Origin of the sequence: Maledivibacter sp. (assembly GCA_025210375.1) — a bacterium.
GTDB lineage: Bacteria > Bacillota > Clostridia > Peptostreptococcales > Caminicellaceae > JAOASB01.
Genome location: JAOASB010000029.1, coordinates 369,152 through 375,385 on the forward strand (window position 1 = coordinate 369,152; position 6,234 = coordinate 375,385).

Genomic DNA, 6,234 nt, shown 5'->3' on the forward strand with positions numbered 1-6,234 from the left:
TTATACAAGCAAGTTCCCTACTAATCATATATCAATCTGTCTTAGGTAATGTAAAATAAAATTCAACTCCATCCTTAGTATTCCTTAATCCATAACGGCTTTCATGGAGTTCTAAGATGTTCTTTACAATATTTAGTCCTAATCCAGTTCCCCCATATAATCTACTTCTTGAATGCTCTACACGGTAAAATCTATCCCAAATCTTATCTATCTCCGATTCTGGTATATGGGCCCCCGTGTTTTCTATATAAAAGAATATCAACTCTCCATCTTCTTCTATCCTTATGTTTATCCTTTCCCCAAGTTCAGAGTATTTCACTGCATTACTAAGGAAGTTATCTATAACTTGACATATCTTAGCCTCATCCCCATATACCTTTAAATGCTCACATAAACAACTGATCTTTATATTTTTTTCATGGAGTATATGTATATATTTTTCCATAACACCATTTGTCAAATCATCAATATAAAACTCTTTCATACTCAGTTTATATCCTACATCCTGTAGCTTAGAAATGGTAATCATATCGATGACAAAGGCGTCCATCTTTTCTATTTCGTCAATTATTACATCTAAATAATAGTCCTTATTTGATTCATCTACCCCTTCCTTTATTCCCTCCGCAAAACCCCTCATGATCCCTAGTGGAGTTTTTAGCTCATGGGACACATCTGCTATAAATCGTCTTCTCTTTTCTTCCTGTCTTCTTTCATTTTCAATATCATCTACTAATTTTTCATTAGCTCTTTTTAAGTTTTCTAAGCTATTACTTAAGTTTGTTGACATAGTATTAATATTTTTAGATAGATTTCCCAATTCATCCTTACTATCTATCTTACATTTTACTGAAAAATCTAGATTGGCCATCTTTTCGGCTACCCGGTTTATCTCTAGTAAAGGACTAGTAATCATTTTAGAATATATGAAGGCCAGTATAATAGTAAATATAAGTGCAAATATAAATACATATATATTAAATTCTTCAATAATATCTATGGCTTCATTAATAGGCTGCAATGATGTTATTACACAGGCAAAAAGCTTTTTCCCATCATCCTCTATGAAGGGTTTTATAAAAATTCTATTTCTATTATTTGTATTTGGATCAATAACCTCATAGTTTAATATATAATCATCTTTAACATCATTTATGGAAAACTTATTTGTCAAGAAGACATTTTCTATTTCCTTTATAAGGACACTATTTTTATAGGAAATATATTCATTTTCTTTACTATTAGCCCTATTGTTAATATAAACTATCTCTCCCCTAACCTCTATTATATCTAAATTTCTAGGAAATTTATTATTATTTAAATCCCTATATACACATTTAATTAATTCAGTATCATAATATTTTTCCCCACTGGAGTCTATCTTGAGAACATCTCTAAACCTTTTTTCCTCACCAAGTACCGTCCCATTTATTTTTATTTTATCTCCTATCCCAGGTTTAAAGTTAGTATGATCTATCAATTCACTTAAGTGTGCAGTATAAAACTCCCCCACTTCAGTTCTAATTATTAAGTTGTCGCCATATTTATTATTATTCTTTATTTTACCAGTGTCATCTACTAGAATCATTGGAGAATTATTTTTTTCAATAAACAAATCCACTTTTTCTATGGTTTCCTTTAATGTCCAATTCTCCTTCAAATAATCTGCGCTAAATATTTCAATATCATTTCTTACTGTTTCCATTTTTTTATTGATATAAAATTCTTCCAAAAAAAGGCTTTCTATTAATGAGCTGCATCCCAACAGGACAATAAAAAACACTAAGGTCATTCCAAATAGTTTATATACTATGGTATTTATTTTCATTATACTACCTCAAACTTGTATCCTACTTTTATTAATGTATGTATATATTTAGATTTATCCATTAATTTTTTTCTTAATTTTTTTATATGATTATCCACCACTCTTGAATCCCCTATATATTCAAATCCCCAAACATTATTGAGTATTTGTTCCCTAGAAAGTACTCTTTTTTCATTTTCTATCATATAGATCAATAAATCATATTCCTTTGGAGTCAAGTCAATTCTTTTATCATCTACATTTACTGTCATTGATTGCTTATTGATTTTGATCCCCAGTATATCAATGAATTCATTTGTACCATTATTCCCTAAGGTTCCTTCTGCCCTCATCAGTAAATTTTTTGCTTTAGCTATTAAAACCTTAGGACTAAATGGTTTAGTCATATAGTCATCTGCCCCTAGCTCATATCCCATGAGCTTGTCATCTTCATCGGTCCTAGCTGTTAATAGAATTATGGGAACATCTAATTTTTTTCTTATCCTTCTACACACAGTCCAACCATCTATTTCCGGTATCATTATGTCTAATATCACTATATCTATTTTTTCATCCTCTAAGATTTCTAGTGCCTCTCTTCCATTGGAGGCTTCTAGAACTTGAAATCCACTTTTGACAAAAAAAGCCTTAGTTATCTCCCTCATTCTTGCTTCATCTTCTACGATTAATACTGTTTTATTCAAATAAAAGCCCCCCTTTATAGGGATTTAAGTAGAAACTTTAATTTATATACATTAAAAATCCCTGTAAACATGGTATATTCTCATAGTTATAAATGAAGTTCTCCTATATAAGCCCTATATAAATAAATAATATTAATAGTTACAAGAACATCCCCCTATTTAGTTTAAGTAAGGGAATGCTCTTGGCTTAAGCTATCATAAAATCATCAAATACTAATCATCATCTTCGTCATCATCATCGTCATCCATTTCATTATATAGCTCTCTAATTTTTTCCAAATTTTTATTATTTCTGCCCTTATAGTACTCCTTGTGCTTAGGAAAATAGTCTAAAAGCATTTCTTCAATCTCATCTAGATAATCATCTCGGTCTATATCATTATCTACCTTCTGTACTTCCTTAGTAAGCTTTTTAAGTTTTTCTATATTCTTGTTACCAATAACATCTATAACCTCTTCTTCGTTTAAGAATCTATTAAATTTTTCTGAGTCTAAATATACTGATTTGGTATTATATATATCATTTTTTGTATAAAACAAATACTGTTGTTCCTTTTTATTGTAGGCTGATTTTATTAATAAATTTAAAGCATTTCTTTCTTGCTCAAATTCTAGTTTTAATTTTTTATATTCTTCATACTTTTTAACATTACTTTGTATTTTCTTTGAGTCTTTAATTATATCAATATCCCTGTATTCCATTAAATTCAGTAATTTTGTATATGTAGCTTCCATTTCTTTATATTTTCCCTCTACTAATACTTTAAAGGCCTCTCTTTTATTCTCTGGCATTAAAGCTATAAAATCCTTTAGTTCTAACTCATATGCTTTATCAAAGGTTAAAAATCCATATCTATAGTCTCTACTCTGACTATATTGGTTTACATCATCAACAAAATCATCTATAGCTTCTTCGATTTCACGAAAGTCGTCATCATCTTCGTCGTCTTCATGTTCTTCATAATATTCCTCTAATATTTCCATTGCTTCGTCGGCTAAATCAGTTACTTCATCCCATTTCTTATCGGCATTAAAATACTTCATTTCCTTTTCTAGATTATATGCTTCCTCATACAACCTTTGTATTTCATTTAAGCTTTCATTTACTCCCTTTCCTTTAACATCATCAACCCATGTACTAACCATCTTAAATGGTTTAGGGGTGAAGTATTTTTCATTCACCTCACTAGCAAAGCATATGCTTGTCACTAAAACTAACTGACAAGTTGCAACTAAAAAACCTTTCAAAATCTTTTTTCTCATCATGTCTTTCACCTTCCATTTTTTTATTTTTTACTGTAACTAAAGTATAATATACTCATGTGTTTTCTCTGTATCCATGACAAGTTTTCTAGATATTTTTTGAATACCCTTTCAAAAATGATTATATCATATATAAAATATGTAATCCTGTCATGAGTCAAAGCCCATAATATTATTAATCTATACTACATGATTTCCCTTACAACATTATAATTTTCATCTTTGCTTTTTTCAAATCCTTGAAGTGGAGTATTTAAATCCTTATCAGCTTTAAAGCCTATAAAGCCAGCCCTTAGCTTTTCTATAATATCCTTAGAAATTCGAGGACTAGCTGCTATTGAATCCTTTGGAATATTTTCAATTGATTCGATTATTCTGAGATTCTCCGTTGATAATCCCTTTGCTCTCAAACTATCAATGGCTTCATCGTAGGTGGCACCAGCGTCTAGTTCTCCACACAACACCCCTTTAATAACATTATCATGGTTTCTCATAAAGCTTGTCTTAGAGAAAGTCATATCCGGATCTATGTGGTTTAATTTCATCATATGCCTTGCATATAAATATCCCGATGCACTATTAACATCAACATATCCGAAGTGCTTATTTTTTAGATCTGATAGGGCTTCAATATCGCTATCCTTTTTAACAATGATATAACCTCTGTAGGTGGTTTTTCCTTTAACCTTTGGCGTTACGATGGGTATAACACCGCTTTTTTTACGAGCATTGACATATGCAAAGGGAGAAAACCAGCCTATATCTATTGTCCCATCATCAATTCCCTTATTTAAGGCATCGTAATCCTCAACTATGACGGTTCTAGACTTACATCCCATAGTATTACATACCCTTTCTAAAATTGGAAGGTATGCCTTTCTAATATTTTCTGGGGAGGTAAAGGGATTGATTCCAAATATTATTTCATTATCCCTCTTCAATTCTACTGCTACTTTCTGTAGGCTCTCTGTGGCTTCCGTCAATTTATTAAAATATGCATTCATCTCATTGTCTTTACTTTTCTGAAAATTTATCATCTGAATTGAATCACATATGATACCGTAGGTCTTTTCAACAGCAGAAGTTACAGATTCCACTGCCGCATCAATCTCTATAGCTAAATTATTCTGCACGTCGGATAATTCATTTACCTGTACCACCGACTGTCTAATATCATTGACAATTACCCCAGTTTTCTCAATCACATCGGCGGATTTTTTGGATACACTTTCTATCCCCCTTATTTTTTCTGAACATGTATCCATTATATCCTTAGAGTTTTCTATTCCTAACAATATTTCATTTAAGATATCATCTATTATGGAGATCGATTTATGGGTTTCGTTTGATAGATTACGTATTTCATTGGCGACAACAGAAAAACCTTTTCCTGCATCACCTGCCCGTGCTGCTTCTATAGACGCGTTTATAGCAAGAAGATTAGTTTGTTTTGATATGTTTTTTATATAATCAATAATTTTATTAACCTTGCTGGATGAACTTTGAAGCTCTTGATTGTTGGCTGATGCCATATCAATTACATGGCTAAAATCCTTTAGAAAAACACCTATACTACTAACGGTTTCTAGATTTTGATTTAGCATAGAATATGACTCAAGGGATTGATTTTCAACCCTGTCCAAGTTTTTATTTAACTCCTCAGATATTGATGTCAATTCATTGATACTTGAATTGGTTTCCTCCATGCTGGCGGCATTTTGTTCACTTAACGCTTTTATTTGATTTGATATGCTAACTAAATTATTAAAGGCATTCATGTTTTCCTTTGACAACCAAGATAGTTGGTAGATATCAAAGCCCAATGTCTCAGATACAGAGAAAAGCCTTTCGTGTATATTATCATACATATCTATGGTTGACTTAATTCTCCCTTCCCGTGATTCCCTATTAACTTTGTCTAAATTATATGGTTTTTTTAGAAATAGGATGATAATCAATACACTATTAATAAGAAATAGTGTTGTAAATATGGTATTTGATGGGTGAAATAAATAAATCGATAATTGCAAGATAAGTAATACATAAATCCCTAGGGTGAAAATCTTATTTTTCATACCCTTCATCCTTTCTTTGAGTATTTTCAACCTAGACTCTTCATAGAGTATTTAAAAAAGTGCAAATCGTTTTGATTTCTAAGGTATTCATCATATTTGTTGTGGCCACATAGGAGAAATACATGAAAAATCCCATGAATAACCTAGATACAAAAGGACTTAGTAAAGTTCTAAACTCTCTATGAATAATCTAAGCAAAGGAGATAAAGAAGATTATCTCTACAATTAGTACATCTTAAAATTAAGTGAGCAAATTGCATAATTACCTTCTACAAAAACTATCTACCATATGTAGTCTAAAATTCTTCAAAGCCATACCATCAAATATGCTTATATCTTAAGCAATTAAATCAAGGATGATATTCGCATATTAGGTTTAGCCAAG

General features: G+C 30.8%; 4 protein-coding genes. All 4 read right to left on the reverse strand.

The genetic code is table 11. The features are described from left to right. Positions 1-31: 31 nt before the first annotated feature. The 4 genes from N4A68_11155 to phnD all read right to left on the reverse strand — a co-directional run bounded on the left by N4A68_11155 (position 32) and on the right by phnD (position 5,849). Positions 32-1,828: a HAMP domain-containing histidine kinase gene (locus N4A68_11155; protein ID MCT4564853.1), complete on the reverse strand. Its 1,797-nt coding sequence runs from the start codon at positions 1,826-1,828 to the stop codon at positions 32-34. Next, the gene (locus N4A68_11160; protein MCT4564854.1) at positions 1,828-2,511 is read right to left on the reverse strand and encodes a response regulator transcription factor; all 684 of its coding nucleotides are present in this window, start codon (positions 2,509-2,511) and stop codon (positions 1,828-1,830) included. The genes N4A68_11155 and N4A68_11160 overlap by 1 nt, the downstream gene beginning before the upstream one ends. A 213-nt stretch (positions 2,512-2,724) precedes the next feature. After that, positions 2,725-3,774 carry a hypothetical protein gene (locus N4A68_11165; protein MCT4564855.1) on the reverse strand — a complete coding sequence of 350 codons (1,050 nt, stop codon included), beginning with the start codon at positions 3,772-3,774 and terminating at the stop codon, positions 2,725-2,727. A 185-nt stretch (positions 3,775-3,959) separates the two neighbouring features. Further along, positions 3,960-5,849, reverse strand: a complete 1,890-nt coding sequence (gene phnD / locus N4A68_11170) for a phosphate/phosphite/phosphonate ABC transporter substrate-binding protein (protein MCT4564856.1) — start codon at positions 5,847-5,849, stop codon at positions 3,960-3,962. Between the last annotated feature and the right edge of the window lie 385 nt (positions 5,850-6,234).